At 50.2% G+C, this 15084-nt stretch carries 13 protein-coding genes and 1 pseudogene; 12 read left to right on the forward strand and 2 right to left on the reverse strand.

Features of this window, described 5'->3' with window-relative positions; genetic code table 11:
• Positions 1 to 16 precede the first annotated feature (16 nt).
• The 9 genes and pseudogenes from AC3ZPD_RS10545 (at position 17) to AC3ZPD_RS10585 (ending at position 8316) form a co-directional block, all read left to right on the forward strand.
• Positions 17 to 802: a type II secretion system F family protein gene (locus AC3ZPD_RS10545; protein WP_490984232.1), complete on the forward strand. Its 786-nt coding sequence runs from the start codon at positions 17 to 19 to the stop codon at positions 800 to 802.
• A gap of 12 nt (positions 803 to 814) precedes the next feature.
• A complete protein-coding gene (locus tag AC3ZPD_RS10550; protein ID WP_490984233.1) occupies positions 815 to 1693 on the forward strand; it encodes a type II secretion system F family protein in 879 nt (292 codons plus the stop codon).
• Between the two features lie 36 nt (positions 1694 to 1729).
• Positions 1730 to 1924 (forward strand): Flp1 family type IVb pilin, encoded by a 195-nt coding sequence (locus AC3ZPD_RS10555; RefSeq protein WP_490984234.1) that lies wholly within the window; start codon positions 1730 to 1732, stop codon positions 1922 to 1924.
• The gene (locus AC3ZPD_RS10560) at positions 1924 to 2586 is read left to right on the forward strand and encodes a pilus assembly protein (protein WP_490984235.1); all 663 of its coding nucleotides are present in this window, start codon (positions 1924 to 1926) and stop codon (positions 2584 to 2586) included. Before AC3ZPD_RS10555 ends, AC3ZPD_RS10560 begins: the two co-directional genes overlap by 1 nt.
• A 79-nt stretch (positions 2587 to 2665) precedes the next feature.
• Entirely contained in the window at positions 2666 to 4864 is a 2199-nt protein-coding gene (locus tag AC3ZPD_RS10565) for a hypothetical protein (protein ID WP_490984236.1), read from the forward strand.
• A complete protein-coding gene (locus tag AC3ZPD_RS10570; protein ID WP_490984237.1) occupies positions 4833 to 5909 on the forward strand; it encodes a pilus assembly protein in 1077 nt (358 codons plus the stop codon). Before AC3ZPD_RS10565 ends, AC3ZPD_RS10570 begins: the two co-directional genes overlap by 32 nt.
• Before the next feature lie 39 nt (positions 5910 to 5948).
• Entirely contained in the window at positions 5949 to 6467 is a 519-nt protein-coding gene (locus AC3ZPD_RS10575) for an A24 family peptidase (RefSeq protein WP_490984238.1), read from the forward strand.
• 58 nt (positions 6468 to 6525) lie between these two features.
• Positions 6526 to 6903: pseudogene (locus tag AC3ZPD_RS10580) on the forward strand (DUF6382 domain-containing protein); the annotation flags it as partial.
• Positions 6904 to 6933: 30 nt separating this feature from the next.
• A complete protein-coding gene (locus AC3ZPD_RS10585) occupies positions 6934 to 8316 on the forward strand; it encodes an FHA domain-containing protein (protein WP_490984319.1) in 1383 nt (460 codons plus the stop codon).
• 12 nt (positions 8317 to 8328) lie between these two features.
• On the opposite strand, the gene AC3ZPD_RS10590 is transcribed toward AC3ZPD_RS10585, so the two are convergent.
• Positions 8329 to 9249 carry a TIGR01777 family oxidoreductase gene (locus AC3ZPD_RS10590; RefSeq protein ID WP_490984239.1) on the reverse strand — a complete coding sequence of 307 codons (921 nt, stop codon included), beginning with the start codon at positions 9247 to 9249 and terminating at the stop codon, positions 8329 to 8331.
• A gap of 171 nt (positions 9250 to 9420) precedes the next feature.
• On the opposite strand from AC3ZPD_RS10590, the gene AC3ZPD_RS10595 reads away from it, so the two are divergent.
• The 3 genes from AC3ZPD_RS10595 (at position 9421) to tkt (ending at position 14031) form a co-directional block, all read left to right on the forward strand.
• Positions 9421 to 10530, forward strand: a complete 1110-nt coding sequence (locus AC3ZPD_RS10595) for a deoxyribonuclease IV (RefSeq protein WP_490984240.1) — start codon at positions 9421 to 9423, stop codon at positions 10528 to 10530.
• 151 nt (positions 10531 to 10681) lie between these two features.
• The gene (purU, locus tag AC3ZPD_RS10600) at positions 10682 to 11668 is read left to right on the forward strand and encodes a formyltetrahydrofolate deformylase (RefSeq protein ID WP_490984241.1); all 987 of its coding nucleotides are present in this window, start codon (positions 10682 to 10684) and stop codon (positions 11666 to 11668) included.
• Positions 11669 to 12006: 338 nt separating this feature from the next.
• On the forward strand, positions 12007 to 14031 hold the full coding sequence (gene tkt / locus AC3ZPD_RS10605) for a transketolase (RefSeq protein ID WP_490984242.1): 2025 nt from the start codon (positions 12007 to 12009) through the stop codon (positions 14029 to 14031).
• 133 nt (positions 14032 to 14164) lie between these two features.
• On the opposite strand, the gene AC3ZPD_RS10610 is transcribed toward tkt, so the two are convergent.
• On the reverse strand, positions 14165 to 15061 hold the full coding sequence (locus tag AC3ZPD_RS10610) for an NAD(P)-dependent oxidoreductase (RefSeq protein ID WP_490984243.1): 897 nt from the start codon (positions 15059 to 15061) through the stop codon (positions 14165 to 14167).
• Positions 15062 to 15084: the final 23 nt, after the last annotated feature.

Consider the following 15084-nt stretch of genomic DNA (forward strand, 5'->3'; position numbering starts at 1 on the left):
AAAAGGAGGAACAGACATGAGGCGTCCGAACCCCTTGCCGGGCAGGTCTCTAAATAAGGAATTGCCGGATTATGGGGAATATACGCTGAGTTTCAGGCAAAAGGCTGCCAGCCTGGCCGCCGGCGGCATTTTGCTTTGGGGCATTGGGTATTTGTTTTTTCACTTGTGGTACCTGGCTTTGGTTCCGGCGATAGGCGCGGCTGCCGCTCCCCGGATCTGGAGTTCTTTTCTGCTTGAACGGCGGCGGAGCATGCTGGGCATACAGTTTAAACAAATGCTTTATTCCTTATCCAGCTCTCTTGCGGCCGGGCGATCGGTAGAGAACGGGTTCCGTGAAGCCATAAAGGATTTGCAGTTTCTTTACCCCGACGGCAATACGGACATGATCAGGGAGCTTTATATCATTTGTACACGCTTGGAGTATGGACAGCCTGTTGAAGAAGCGCTGCAGGATTTTAGCAGCCGGGCCGTGCATGAGGATATAGCCAATTTTGCGGATGTATTTACGGCCTGCAAGCGGACCGGAGGGGATCTGGTGGAAGTAGTTCGCCGGACTTCAACCCTGATTGGGGAGAAAATGGAGATCAGTATGGAAATTGGCGTATTGCTTGCTCAGAAAAGGCTGGAATCCAAGCTGCTGCTGGCCGCTCCGTTTTTTTTTCTTGTATTTATGAATCTCTCTTCCCCCGATTATATGAGTCCCCTATACAGCGGGGCGGGATTGATCGTTTCCTTTATCGCCCTTGTACTGTTTGGCGTCTGTTTCTGGCTGATCCAAAAAATCATGAAAATTCGGGTTTAGGAGGGAGCAAGAATGGCAGCCGTTTGGGGAACGATGGGCACCGTTTTAATGGCGGCATGGATAGTCCTTTTTATGAAGGCAAAAAGCTTCTATGGAACCCATTTATTCGGCAATCCTGAGGCATTTGGATTAAAGCTGAGGCAGGCCGCGGCGCCTATGCTTTATATGCTGTATTTCATCAGAATAGCAGAAAGATTTCCCGGACTTCTCTTTAAACTGGCCGGCATGCTGAGGCGGCTTTTTGGAGAGAAGGCGGGAGGTGAAGCAGCGCTTCTTTTTCTGGCGGAGTTGTTGTCCTATTCCTATTTCCTCTTGACGGGCGGATGTCTTTTTTCTTTGATTCTTGGAGGAGACATTACCGGATTTGTTACAGGCGGTTTGCTTGCTATTTTGATTCCGACAGCAGCAGTCGCCGATTTACGAAATAAGGTAAAGAAAAAGGAACAGGACATGCTGATCGAGCTGCCCGAGCTGTTGAACAAAATCATGCTGCTCGTAGGGGCCGGGGAAACGGTACAGCAGGCTTTCCGGCATTGCATGCACCGGAACAAAGAGGGGAATCACCCTCTTTATCAGGAACTGGCCGGGATGCTGGCCGAATGGGACAGCGGTTTTTCCTTTGCCCAGGCGCTGGAGAATTTCAGCAGAAGGTGCGGGCTGCAGGAGGTCGGTTCCTTCTCTTCAGCGGTTATGCTGAATTACCGGCGCGGCGGCACTGATTTTACGTTGGCGCTTCGAGAGCTTTCGAACACGCTTTGGGAGAAACGCAAGTCTGTCAGCCGGATACGCGGGGAACATGCCTCCTCGAAACTTCTGCTTCCTATGCTGCTGCTGTTTATGGTGGTCCTTTTGCTGGTAGGGACACCTGCGTTTATGATGATGGGGTTTTAAGGTTTGTGTTTGTCTACATCCGAAGGAGGAATTTGAATGTTAATGGCAATGAAAGAAAAACTGATGGCGCTCCACCGCGACGAAGAAGGCCTGGGGATGCTGGAGATGATTCTGATTATTGCGGTTATTGTGATTTTGGCCATTATTTTCAGAGATAAGCTGAAAGAAATTGTGGAAAGCTTGCTCGGCAAAGCCAAAACAAAAACAGAAGATTTTATGGATAACGATTGATGAGGTTTTTTCTCAGAAAGGAGGAAGGGACTTTTACCCTCGAGGCATCTTTGCTGCTTCCGGCTGTTTTTATGTCGGTTCTGGTTCTTATGTTTCTCTGTTTGTATTTGTATCAAAATACGTTATCTGCGCAAGCTGCTGCGGTCGCGGCCGAACGGATAACCTTCTCTTGGAACAACAGCAGCAGGGATTCGCGGACAGGCAGCTATAAAGAAGGGGAGTATGACCCGTTGTACTGGAGGTTTACGGAGGATGGGCTGCTGCAGGCCATTTTTAACCGGTCCAGCGGCTCCGGAAACGTTCGGCTGGATCTCCCGTTAGGCGAACCCGCTGATGGGGATTCCTTGAGCGAAAAAAAGCTGAAGCACACCGGCGTTGACATTCCGGATTTTTTTAACGGCGGGCTTATTTATACCCATGATTTGCTGCAGCGGAAAGTTGAGGCCGATTTGCTAAGGGAGCTGCCCGTTTCATCGCTCAACAAAAGCTTTGGCGGGGATTGGGGAGTGAAGGTCCGTTCGGTTTCATACATCGCGGAGCCGGCAGAGTGGATTCGAACCGTAGAGCTGGCCAGATATTTTACGGCAAGGTTCCGCAGTTCCGGAGAGCAGGGGACCGACCAAAAGGAAGCGGGAGAAGCCTTACGGCTGTTTGCCAAATGAATTTGAGCCCGCCTGCTTCTGTCCCTATGATAAATATCCAAGATAAGGGTTTGACGGTTCAGTCCGGAAAGGAGGAAAAATGTTCAGGAACGAGGGGTGGGAGCAAGGAGCGGTCAGTGCGTTTCTTATTATGATTTTTGCGGCTGTATTTGCGTTTGTGGCGCTATTCGTGGATTACGGCAGAATGGCGGCGCTTCAGGCTCAAAGCGAAGCGGCGCTGCATGCGGCCGTCCGTTCCGTATTGTCTTCTTATGATCCTGAACTACTGGAGAACTACGGGTTGTTCGCCGTTGGCTCCACGGACAGCAATTATATAATGTCCAAAGTGCTTCAGGAAGGATTTAATTACTCTGCGCGCCAAAACAGGTTTTCATTGATGGGCGCGAAGCTGGATTCCTCGGAGCTTACCCTCTCAAGGCCGCTGGGAACCTATTCCGTGTTTGAACAGCAAATCCGTGAACAAATGAAATATAAGGCCCCGATTAACTTAGCGCTCGAGCTGGTCTATAAATTTAAGCCGGTTTCGGAAGTAATGAAAGAAGCTTCCAATACGATGGATGTGCTGAAAAAGCTGCAGGAGCTCTATGACCAGAGGGAAAAACTGATCGACAAGGTTCTTGAAGCGCAGCAATCTACCCTAAAGGATACTGAATCGCTCGGGAATTCTATTCATAACGGGAGTCCGCAGAACCTTGAACCGGAACTTGGGGCCGTAGTGGCTGATGCGGAGGACGTGGCAGCCCAGTATGGAGAATACGTGAACAAACTGGAAGCGGATCGCAGCCGCGAGCCGGAGGATAAACGGTATACCCTTGAGCTTAACCGGTATCGAGCTGGGGTAACGCGGATTTTTTCGGTTATGGCGGCTTCGCTTGGGAAGTCAGAGAGGTCTCATCAAAAATTGCTTCAAGATAGCGGCAACTGGATTAAAGAAGCTGCGGATTTAAACGGACAGATAGAGCAGGTAATAAAGGAAGCTGAGCAGCGTGAGGAAGGAGCGGACTACGAGGCGGTTGGCGGTTCGCCGGGGATGGGACAAGCCGGGGACAACCAGACGGAAGGAGGAAAAGAGATCAAGGAAATCCGGGGACAGACTCGTTCCTTGCTAAGGGAAGACCGTTTTTTTGCAAACTTGAGCCGGAATGTGGAACACCAGTTTGAATTCTTCAACGAGGTGCAGTCACGGACAAACATATTGTCTGGAAAAGAGGAGGGGATTCTAGCAGGCAGCACTGGGACGGCGGAGTTTACTGGATCCGTCGAAGAAGCGGGCGAGGCCGCAGACCACTATGCGAATCGGGTTTCCAAGGATTTGAATCAAGAGGAATTTGAAATTCAAGAGAAAAGGGATCATGAAGGTGAAATTAAGTCTACCGAGAAAGCGGCTAAAGGAAAACTTAAGCAGGCAAAAACTATCATCTCCAGGCTGAATGATTTAAAAAGCGAGGTTCGCGAGCAGCAGACGCTTTTTGATTCGCTTAAGGGATATTACGAGGACAATCTTGCATTCAATTCTGAAGCTGGCGATAACGCAGTTCAAGAGGATATGAAAGAAGATATTTATGAAACGGGTTCGGATTCGATGAAAGGCATGGACCGGCTGTACGGCGGTTTTGCTTCCCTATTAAGCCGCATGACGGATACCGGACTGGAGGCCGAATATGCCGCCGAGTATTTTAAGGCATTTGATGTGACTAAGCTGAAAGGTTTGATCGAAGGAGGAGAGCAAAATGCCGAGCCGGGGCTGTTTGGCCCCGAGCAGCAGGGGATGGAGTATGTCCTTTATGGTTTTCATAACCCTGCCGGGAATCTGACAGCTTCTTTTAGCGAGATTTTTGCTATGCGTTTAGCCATCAGGACTATGGAGGGATTTATTGTCAATGCGAGCAAAGGAAATCCCCTTCTGATTCTGGCTTCGGCCTTGTTGTATGGTGCCGAACAGGCACTGGCGGATATGTTGACCTTGGTCAGGACGGGCAGCGTGCCGCTGAGCAAATATGTCAATGTTTCGTTAAGCTACAAAGATTATTTGCGGTTGTTCATGTTTGCCCATGGCAGCAGCAACAAAGGATTGTCCAGAATGCTGGCTTTGATCCGGATGAACACAGGCATCAATCCCGGTGAAAGAGCCACCTACGCGGAAGGGAAGGCAACCACAGGCATCCATTTATTGTTCCTTCCCGGCATTGCTGCGGCTATGAATAAGGCCTACTCCGGACAAGGTCAAATCGAGGGGAGCAGTTATTTTGCGGTCAAAAGTGCGGCTGATTCTTACTAGCAGGCCGATGCTGAAAGTTCCCCCTGGAAGGAGCAGGGGCAGGGACGGCAGCATGGTGCTTGAAGCCTCGCTGGTGCTTCCGTTGTTTATCCTGTTTGTGTTTTTCTTTAGTTACATGGTGCAGATGAGCCTGATCTCCACCCGGATGCATACGGCCGTTATAAATTCGGTTAAACAAGTCTCTTCCAATATTTATCCGGTTTATTTAGCTGTTCAAGCTGCGCAGCGGGAGAACGGAGATGCTGGAGATTCCCCAGCCGACGCAGAGGAAACGGAGACGGGGAACGGTAAGGGGAACGGAGACAGAAACGGGAGCGGAAAATCAAAACCGGCGATTCGACTGCCTTCCTTATCTATCTCTGATTTTTCGGAAAAATTCTCGTCACAACTCCCGCCACCTTTATCCAATTGGCTTAAGGATGCCGTAAATCAAGGAGCTGAGCCTATCGAGCAATTAAAAACGGAAGCTTCAGAAGCCTTGCTGGATCCCGTAGCGAAGCCGCTCCTAACGCCTTTTCTGGAGGAAGCGGGACTGAATCCGGACCGGACTCATGTGTCCAAAGTGGAGGTCCCGGATTTGAAATCCGGTAAAACCCCTTATTTTGGCGTGGAAATCAGTTATGAGCTGCCCATTCGCGTGCCATTTACCGGCAGCAAGCTGTTTCTTCAATCCAAAGCCTACGAACGGTTATGGATCGGGGATACGCTTGAACTCGAAACAGAAGGCGGGCAGGGAACGGAAGGAGAAACCGGAGTTAAGCCCGTCGTTTTGGATAAGCCAAACCCGGCATATGCCGGAAGGAAAGCAACGATTCGGGCCAAAATTGCCCCGGGAGGGACGGCCACCCTGACGATTTATTATAAAAGCGGAAAAAGCATGGCCAAATACTTGGGAACAGCAACCGCAGACAAAAACGGAATGGTTGAATGGACCTGGCTGGTTGGCGGAAACACCACTCCAGGGACCTGGCAGTTTGTCATTGAAACGCCGGAGGGCGGGGTGACGGAATCGGTATTTGCGGTTGAAAGTTCAAATAAGGAATGATGTTTAGCGGAATAACGCAAAGGAGGAGCGGAATGACCCATGATCTGGCCTAATATCTGGTCTTATATAGGCTGCTTTGTTTTTTTGATGGCGGCGTTTTATACCGACATTCGGACGATGAAAATTCCAAACAAAATTACCGCTGCTTCTATCGTTTCTGGATTGGTTTATCAGTTTGCTTCGGACGGTTTTGGCGGACTGTGGTTTAGTCTTAAAGGATTTGGCGCAGGTTTCGGCATCATGCTGGTTTTGTATGGCTGCGGAGCGGTAGGAGGAGGGGACGTCAAGTTGTTTGGCGGCATCGGCGCCTGGACAGGAGTGTTTTTTACCTTAAGCAGTCTGGTTTATTCGGTATTGGCAGCAGGAGTAATCGGGTTCTTTATTTTAATGCTCCGCGGGGATGCAGTCGCAAGAATATCGAATGTCTGGCGAAGCTTATACGGTGCCGTAATGTTAAGAAATGTCGGGCCGTTAAAGTATTCCCGTGACAAGATGATCCGGTTTCCGTTTATGGTAGCTGTACTTCCGGGCACGATTTTGGCCTATCTGAATATGTGAGGAGGGAACAGGAATGAGAGCTTTGAGCACGGATTTCGTGGAAAATAACGGTACATATATGGTGCTTACAGGCGATGACCTGCATGCAGGCAGCTTAAACAGAACCCAATGCGGCATGCTCACGGCAAACCGGATTCCGCACCTGCTAAAAGTCAGTATCCAGGAGATTGATTTCGAAGTTAAACTTCTCTATGAAATAACAGGCAAACGAATGCTTTCCCACCTGCTGAAGAGTGAAAAGATGAGCCAAACCGAGTTTTTAGGATTGCTTCTGCAGGTGACGACCGTTTTAGCCCAATGCAAACAATATATGCTGAAGGCTTCCCGGTTTCTCCTTGAGGGATCCTATATTTTTGTAAAAGGGAGTTTGTCCTCGGGAACCGTTTATTTGACTTACGTGCCCGTTAACGATATACAAATCAACGCGAGTTTCGGGCAAACCTTCGAGCAGCAGGACCCGGCCAAAGTGCTGCTGGATTTCATAACCGGTTTGGTTCCCAAGATCGAGGAACTTGAGGGAGCATGTATCCAGCAAATGATAAAATTTTGCAGCAGCCACGATGCTTTTACTTATGGGGGATTCCGGAGCTTGCTTCTTCAATTGCTGGAAGGATACGAGGGAGAAAATTCACGGCAAGCAGAAGGTGACCGATCCGGGTCCATGCCCGGCTCCTTCCGCCTATCTCCGTATCTTGATGTAGAAAGGAGGCCGGAAAGAATTCCGGAAGAGGGCGGCGACGAGCTGTTGGCGGAAAGACTCCCTTCCTTTTTACCCGGCTTGCCTGGTATTTTTACGGGTTTTAGCGGAAAGATCAAACAAGCGGCGTTTTCGGAATCGGCCGCGTTTTCTGCAATAGGAGCTGGAGCTGAAATAGCGACAGGGCTAGGGGCTGGAACGCGAGCACGAACAGGAACAGGAACAGGAACAGAGACAGAAACGGGGGCTGGCCGCGGCGGCAGCAGTAACGAAAAACAATCCTCTGGCAGACGTACCTATATCCTGTTGGCGGCAGTATTGCTTTCGGCCCTTGCCTGGAAGTTTTTATACCTAGATGAACCCAAGCAAAGCGGGCTGTATTTTTCCTCCTTTATTACGTTTGCAGCAGCGATTGCTTCCATATTGCTGATTAAACGGAAGTCCATGTTGGGGGCTGGGGCAGCGGATGAGAATTATCTGGATAACGATCTGAGCAAGGCTGATAATTTTTCTACATTCTCTAGCGGACTTACTCCGGGACTAGCCGGTCTTTCTGGACAAGGACATAAGCTGGTTGGCTCCGGCTCCAGGTTGATTGAATATGTGACCGATCGTGAAGATCCTTGGCCTGGAGACAATTTGAACGGAAGAAATTTTACCTTAGCGAATCAAGACCGGAGAAATGATGCTTCGCCAATCAAACATTCCCTTCCGGATTTAAACCCGCAGGAAGAGACCGGGCATGACGGTTTATATTCTGAACATTCTCAGATCAGTCAGGGAGGACTGCAGCAGGCTACTGTGCTGTTAAGCAGGGAACAAATGATGGACAATGGGCCCGCAGGCAGGCTCGGCGTGTTGGAAAGAAGAGAGAAAGGGCAGGAGACGCTGCAGCGGATTGAGCTGAAAGCGGGCAGTTTCGTGATCGGAAGGGCCCCGGAAGTGGCCCAATACGTTGAAAATAGTCCGGGGACCTCCAGAGCGCATGTAGAGGTTTTGGTCAATCCTCAAAATTGGAGAATAAAAGATTTAGGGTCTAAAAACGGTACCGTGCTCAACGGTGAAAATATGGTTCCTTATAAAGACTACCGGCTTTTGCCCGGAGATGAATTTCAGATCGCGGGTGTCAGTTATAAGCTGTCAGGCACCTGAAACGAATAGGGATCAGTCCCCGCTGCGTTTTTTCAAGTCGGCCAAGGCTGCGTCCAGATCCGGATAAGCAAATTCAAACCCTGCTTCTAGCGCTTTGGCAGGCAATACCTTTTGACCGTCGAGCAGCAGGGTGGATCGTTCTCCCAGTGCTGCTTTAAGCAGGACGCCGGGCAATGGAAGCCAGTAGGGCCGACGGTAGTGTCTGGCAATAGCATGGCCAAAGCTTTTATTGGTAACGGGTGATGGAGCAACTGCGTTTACAGGCCCGGAAACGTTCTTGTTTTTGATGGAAAAATCAATCAGTCTTAACATATCCTCGAGGTGAATCCAGGAAAGCCACTGCTTTCCGCTGCCGATCGTCCCTCCCGCCCCTAGCAGAAATGGAAGCTTCATCAGCGGGTAGGCTCCGCCTGTATTGCCGAGCACGACGCCGGTTCTAAGCTTGACCAGTCTAATCCCCTGGCGGACGATTTCATCTGCCGCGTTCTCCCAGCCGATGGTTACTCTGGAGAGATAGTCCGATGGCGTTACCTTCGCGGTTTCGTCGAACGTCTTTTCGATCGAAGTACCATAAATGCCTACGGCCGAGCTTTGCACGACAACCTCCGGCTTCCGGGATAACCCCCGGATCCATTTAGCGGTTTGGTGAACGGTGGTTAACCTGCTTTCGATAATCCGCTGTTTGGCCTTTTCGTTCCAATGCTGGTTCAGGGAAGCGCCGGCAAGATTAACTACAGCATCTATTTGTCCGGCAGCATTAGGATTGCTGAGAATCTGCTGCCAGCTCCAGGACTCGATTGCCGCGTTCTGGTTTCCCTGCAAGACTTTGTCCGGCGTCCGGCTGATGACGATAACCTGATCGCCTTGTTCTTGGAGCCAATCCGTAAGTTTTCTGCCGATAAAGCCGGTACCCCCGGCAATTGCGATTCGCATTCCTTAACGCCTCCTTATATTTAAAATCTGCATGATTCGCTGAGCGAAAACACTCAGTTTGCTGCCAGTGACACTAAGTGGAAGCTTCTAGCTTTATTTTAGCATTCAAGTTAAAATAGGGGGAAATCCTGAATGAATAAGTAGTCAGGAAGTGCCGAAAGGAGCATCCAAATGTTAAAAATAGGTTCACATGTATCCTTTTCAGACAAAGGATTAATTACGGCAACCAAGGAAGCGGCCTTATACGGGTCGAACACCTTCATGATATATACGGGAGCCCCGCAAAATACGCGCCGCAAACCGATTGAAACGATGAACATCGAGGAAGGCCAGGCTTTGATGAAAGAAGCGGGCATCGAAGAGATCGTGGTGCATGCGCCTTATATTATCAACCTGGGCTCCTATAAGTCCAATACTTACGAGCTTGCCGTAGATTTCCTCCAGCAGGAAATTCACCGGACTCATGCGCTGGGCGTGACGCAAATCGTACTTCACCCCGGTGCTTTTACGGACAAGGATGCCGAATACGGCATAGACCGCATTGCCGCAGGCCTTAACGAAGTTTTGAACGGCACTCAGGAAACGGACGTTCACATCGCCTTGGAAACCATGGCGGGGAAAGGAACCGAAATGGGCCGCAGCTTTGAGGAACTGGCGCGTATTATGGATAAAGTAACGCACAATGAACGTCTTACCGTAACGATGGATACCTGCCACATTCATGATGCCGGATATGACATCGTTCATGATTTGGACGGCGTGCTTATCGAGTTTGACCGTTTGGTCGGTTTAAACCGGATTCAGGTCATGCACATCAATGACAGCAAAAATCCGGCCGGTTCCCGCAAAGACAGACATACGCCGATCGGTTCGGGGTATATCGGGTTCGAAGCTATTAAACGTTTTACCCGGCATGAGGCGCTCAAACATCTGCCGTTCATCCTGGAAACGCCTTGGATCGGCAAGGATGCCAAAACGCAGCGCCCGATGTATGAGATTGAAATTGCCCTTTTAAGAGGGAACGTGGCGGAACGTTTCGGCGAAACTTTTATTGCAGACGTGGACAAGCTTAAAGCCTTTTTTGCCGAGAAGGGTGTGAAGTCCCGCAGCTTTGTGCTGGATACCTGGAACCTTCTGAAAAATGATGCCAAAGCGAAAAAAGCGGATCCGCGGGAACCGCTGGAGCGCCTTTATGATCAGGTTATTGAAGAAGGCTTGTTTGCCGAATTGAGCGAAGAGGAAGTCAACAAGCGTTTGATCGCCTGGTTAGCCGAAGAATAAATGTAAAGCTGAAGAATAAATGTAAGGCCGCGTAATAAGCGTAAATTGTGGATTGACCGTTTCATATTTCTCCACCCAAAGTTCATCTTTATGAAAAATATAGTTTTCAGCTTTTAGAGATTTTCAACAGCGGAGAGGGGCATGAACAGGAATGACGGATAAACAGACGGAGCCTCATACAGGCAGCCAAACAACGACACCATTGAACGGACACACAGGGCAGCAGACCGGCCGGGAAACGGACCGGCATATTAATCCTCACCTGCAGCAAACGGGACAAGCGCGGCAAAACCGGGCCAGAATGCTTATCTCCTGTCCGGACGGACCAGGGATCGTGGCAGCCGTATCGCGTTTTTTGTTCGATCACGGAGCTAACATCGTCCAGTCGGATCAATATACGATGGATCCGGAGGGCGGGATGTTTTTTATGCGGATCGAATTTGATCTGGAACAGCTGCCTGACCGGCTGGCTTCGCTGGAAGCCGATTTTGCGGAAATCGCCCAGAACTTCCAGATGAACTGGTCCATTCATCCGCTGAGCCGGCGGAAAAAGCTGGCGATCTTTGTTTCCAAGGAAGACCACTGCCTGGTCGAACTGCTTTGGCAATGGCAGGCGGGGGACCTTGACGCGGATATTGCGATGGTCGTCAGCAACCATCCGGATATGGGAGATTACGTCCGTTCGTTCGGCATCCCCTATCATCATGTTCCGGTTACTGCGGATACGAAAGCGGCCGCGGAACAACGCCAGCTTGATCTGGTGAACGGCAAGGTCGACGTTATTGTTCTGGCCAGGTACATGCAGATTTTGAGTCCGGCGCTCATTCAGCCTTACCGGAACCGTCTGATCAACATCCACCATTCCTTCCTGCCAGCTTTTGTGGGCGGCAAACCTTATGCCCAGGCCTATGACCGCGGTGTGAAAATTATCGGGGCTACCGCCCATTATGTCACGGAGGAGCTGGACGGCGGACCGATCATCGAGCAGGACGTGCAGCGGGTCAGTCACCGGGACGATGTGGCTGAACTGAAACGGATCGGCCGGACCATTGAACGTGTGGTTCTGGCCCGTGCGGTCAAATGGCATATTGAAGACCGGATTCTCGTTCATCAAAATAAAACCGTTGTTTTTAATTAGGATTCCTCTTTAACTCGGCTAGTCATTTAAGAACGGTTTCCCTTTTGAAATCCTTCTATCAAGCACTTTCACAGAAGTTTTTAATCTGAGAAAGTGCTTCTTTTTTTACGTAAATGGTGTATAAAGTTCCTAAATTTAAGGGTAATGTATGGGGTAAGGGGTAGTATGTGCTAGAAGGCGCATACCGCTCTCGGAACCGAATTATCGAAAAATGTAGAAAAAAGATTGGATTATGTGTTACAATATCAGCAGATATAAAAAGTCATTTTGACTTTTTCAAAATGACGATATCAATACCCAATCATATTCCCGGAAGGAATAGAGGAGGAAACAATTTCATGAGTTCAATTGAACAGAACAAAGAAATCGAAGCCTTGTCGATCACAACGATCCGTACACTGGCTATCGACGCTATCGAGAAAGCTAATTCCGGACATCCAGGTATGCCGATGGGCTCCGCGCCAATGGGCTATCAGCTGTTTGCGAAAACAATGAACCACAATCCTTCCAATCCGACTTGGATTAACCGCGACCGTTTCGTATTGTCTGCAGGACACGGCTCCATGCTGCTTTACAGCTTGCTTCACCTGAGCGGCTACGACCTTTCCCTGGATGACTTGAAACAATTCCGTCAATGGGGAAGTAAAACTCCAGGTCACCCTGAATTTGGCCACACTGCTGGTGTTGACGCGACTACAGGTCCGCTTGGTCAAGGTATCGCTATGGCGGTAGGTATGGCTATGGCTGAGCAACAGCTGGCGGCAACTTACAATAAAGGCAACTTCAAAGTAGTAGATCACTTTACGTACGGCATTTGCGGCGACGGCGACTTGATGGAAGGCGTTTCTGCTGAAGCAGCTTCCCTGGCCGGCCACCTGAAACTCGGCAAATTGATTTTCCTCTATGACTCCAACGATATTACTTTGGACGGTAAAGCTAACCTGAGCTTCTCCGAAAATGTAAGACAACGTTTTGACGCTTACGGCTGGCAAACGCTGTTCGTAGAAGACGGCAACGATCTGGACGCTATTGCGGCAGCCATCGAAGAAGCCAAAAAAGATACAGCTCGTCCTACTCTGATCGAAGTTAAAACCGTAATCGGCTATGGCAGCCCGAACAAACAAGGGATCGGCGGCCACGGCGGTACTCACGGTTCCCCGCTGGGTAAAGACGAAGCCAAACTGACTAAAGAATTCTACAAATGGGTTTACGAAGAAGACTTCTACGTTCCACAAGAAGTACGTAACCATTTTGCTGAAGTGAAAGAAAAAGGCGCAGAGGTCAACAAAACTTGGGATGAGCAATTCGCTAAATACAAAGCCGAGTTCCCTGAACTGGCTAAACAATTTGAACTGGCTATTTCCGGCCAATTGCCAGAAGGCTGGGACAAAGACCTGCCTAAATACAGCAAAGACGACAAAGCGGTTTCCACTCGTGTTGCATCCGGTAACGCTTTGAACGGCCTCGCTCCAAACGTGCCTAACCTGGCCGGCGGTTCGGCTGACCTGGAAAGCTCCACAATGACTCACCTGAAAGGTCTTACCAACTACGCTCCAGGCAGCTACGACGGCCGCAACATCTATTTCGGCGTTCGTGAGTTCGGCATGGCTGCGGCTATGAACGGTATTGCCCTGCACAGCGGCATTAAAGTATTCGGCGGTACATTCTTCGTATTTACCGACTACCTGCGTCCGGCTGTCCGTCTGGCAAGCCTGATGAAACTGCCTGTTACTTACGTGCTGACCCACGACAGTATCGCTGTCGGCGAAGACGGTCCTACGCATGAACCAATCGAACAATTGGCTTCCCTGCGCATTATCCCAGGTTTGACGGTTATCCGTCCTGCTGACGGCAACGAAACTTCCGCAGCTTGGGCTTATGCGGTTGAGAACACTTCCAGCCCGGTTGCTCTCGTGTTGACTCGTCAAAACCTGCCTATTCTTGAGAATACGGCTGAAGCAGCCCGCGAAGGCATCAAACGCGGCGGTTATGTAGTATCCGATGCGAAAGACGGCAAACCGGTTGCCCAATTGATCGCAACAGGCTCCGAAGTTCAACTGGCTGTGAAAGCACAAGCCAAATTGGCAGAGGAAGGCATCCAAGTACGCGTTGTCAGCCTGCCAAGCTTCGATCTCTTCGAAAAACAAGATAAAGCTTACAAAGATTCCGTTATTCTTCCAGACGTGAAAGCCCGCGTAGCCATCGAAATGGCTTCTCCGTTCGGCTGGGAACGTTATGCTGGCGAAAGCGGCAAAATCCTCGGTATCGACACCTTCGGTGCTTCCGCCCCTGGCGACAAAGTCATCGCAGAATACGGCTTTACCGTTGAAAATGTAGTGAAGCTGGTTAAAGAACAGCTGTAATAGGATAAGCAAAGCGCTGCGGGTCACCCGCAGCGCTTACCTTTCTATGCCTTCAGACCCTCAAAAACCGGGCGGCATAGAAAAAAGGCCCTACCGCCTTCGGCGATAAAGCCTTTTTCGTCTTTCAGCTAATTCATTTTTGGTTATCCGCGATTCGGTGTCCGATCCACTGCTCGTATACTTTGACGACAGCGGAAAGATCTTCGTCACCGTAACCCTGCGTTTGTCCGGCCTGGAACATCGATTTGGCCAGGTTCAGCAAAGGGGAAGGCAGGCCGGCTCCGTCATTAAGCGAAGAGGCCAGCTTCAAATCCTTGAGCATCAAGGCAAGGGAGAACTGGTTATCGAAGTTATGTTCGATAATTTTGAGGCCCTTCAAATCAGCGGCTTTGCTGCCCGCCGAACCGAGCTGAACAAGCTCCAGAAACTGATCAACCGGGAGTCCTGCTTTGGAGGCCATGGCGAACCCTTCGGCCAAAGCAAGGTTATTGATGCCGACAATGGTATTATGGGCCAGCTTGGCGATGGAGCCTGTGCCGTTTTCGCCCATGTAGAGCACTTTTTTGCCCATGGTGTCAAAAAGGTCCCGATGAGCTTCCACGGTTTCGGCAGGTCCGCCGACCATAAAGACGAGCGTGCCGTCGATCGCTGCAGGTTTGCTGCCGGTCACAGGCGCATCCAGAAAAGTTCCGCCTTTGGCGGCGACTTGCTCGGCGAGCTGTCTGGACAGGGCAGGAGAGATCGTGCTGGAGTCAATGACGGCGCTGCCTTCGCCCAGTCCGGCCAGCAGGCCGTCTAGTCCCTCATACACGGCCGCGATGGACGAATCGTCGCTCACCATGGTGATAACAACGTCTTGTCCGGCTGCGGCTTCACGGGGAGTAAGCGCAACGGAGGCTCCTTCTTTGGAAAGAGCCTCCGCTTTGGCGGCGGAACGGTTATATACCGTAACGGCATATCCTTTTTTCAGAAGATTGGAGGCCATGGGCGCACCCATGGTGCCCAGTCCGATGAATCCGATTTTTTTCATAATGATCGTCACCTTCTATATCC

Source organism: Paenibacillus mobilis (assembly GCF_058267595.1).

What these genes read in the sequence shown, in the direction of transcription:
- AC3ZPD_RS10545 (WP_490984232.1), top strand. Translation starts at nt 17, where the DNA reads ATGAGGCGTCCGAACCCCTTGCCGGGCAGGTCTCTAAATAAGGAATTG.
- AC3ZPD_RS10590 (WP_490984239.1), bottom strand. Translation starts at nt 9,249, where the DNA reads ATGCGAATCGCAATTGCCGGGGGTACCGGCTTTATCGGCAGAAAACTT.
- AC3ZPD_RS10575 (WP_490984238.1), top strand. Translation starts at nt 5,949, where the DNA reads ATGATCTGGCCTAATATCTGGTCTTATATAGGCTGCTTTGTTTTTTTG.
- AC3ZPD_RS10560 (WP_490984235.1), top strand. Translation starts at nt 1,924, where the DNA reads ATGAGGTTTTTTCTCAGAAAGGAGGAAGGGACTTTTACCCTCGAGGCA.
- tkt (WP_490984242.1), top strand. Translation starts at nt 12,007, where the DNA reads ATGAGTTCAATTGAACAGAACAAAGAAATCGAAGCCTTGTCGATCACA.
- AC3ZPD_RS10550 (WP_490984233.1), top strand. Translation starts at nt 815, where the DNA reads ATGGCAGCCGTTTGGGGAACGATGGGCACCGTTTTAATGGCGGCATGG.
- AC3ZPD_RS10555 (WP_490984234.1), top strand. Translation starts at nt 1,730, where the DNA reads ATGTTAATGGCAATGAAAGAAAAACTGATGGCGCTCCACCGCGACGAA.
- AC3ZPD_RS10565 (WP_490984236.1), top strand. Translation starts at nt 2,666, where the DNA reads ATGTTCAGGAACGAGGGGTGGGAGCAAGGAGCGGTCAGTGCGTTTCTT.
- purU (WP_490984241.1), top strand. Translation starts at nt 10,682, where the DNA reads ATGACGGATAAACAGACGGAGCCTCATACAGGCAGCCAAACAACGACA.
- AC3ZPD_RS10595 (WP_490984240.1), top strand. Translation starts at nt 9,421, where the DNA reads ATGTTAAAAATAGGTTCACATGTATCCTTTTCAGACAAAGGATTAATT.
- AC3ZPD_RS10610 (WP_490984243.1), bottom strand. Translation starts at nt 15,061, where the DNA reads ATGAAAAAAATCGGATTCATCGGACTGGGCACCATGGGTGCGCCCATG.